The organism is Vibrio sp. 10N.261.52.A1 (assembly GCF_002876325.1).
Classification (GTDB): Bacteria; Pseudomonadota; Gammaproteobacteria; order Enterobacterales; family Vibrionaceae; genus Vibrio; species Vibrio chagasii.
In genome coordinates this window covers 3,267-3,502 of the sequence record NZ_MCYD01001192.1, presented here as the reverse complement: position 1 = coordinate 3,502, position 236 = coordinate 3,267, and the positions used below count along the sequence as shown (strand labels likewise).

Here is a 236-nt window from a genome sequence, read left to right as displayed (position 1 = left end):
AGATTTTTTGTTACTTCTAGCTTAGTGGATCTTCATGAATTTGTAGGATTTTTTGAGTTAACAGGAATAGCGTGTCCAATTCGTAGGAGGTTCATGATCTCCAGCGGTTGGCCTGAAACGTTTTCTAATCGCATATTACGTTCACGTTCAGTTAGGCGTTTGAACATGTAAACAATCGCACCCACACCTGATGAATCAAGAAATTCGACCTGACTGAAGTCGACTTCGATCTCTTG

At 40.7% G+C, this 236-nt stretch carries 1 protein-coding gene; it reads right to left on the bottom strand.

Translation table 11 applies throughout. The features are described 5' to 3' along the window. Window positions 1–32 precede the first annotated feature (32 nt). Window positions 33–236 (bottom strand): STAS domain-containing protein (locus BCT81_RS25425; RefSeq protein WP_133152722.1); only part of this gene is annotated, 204 nt, incomplete at its 5' end.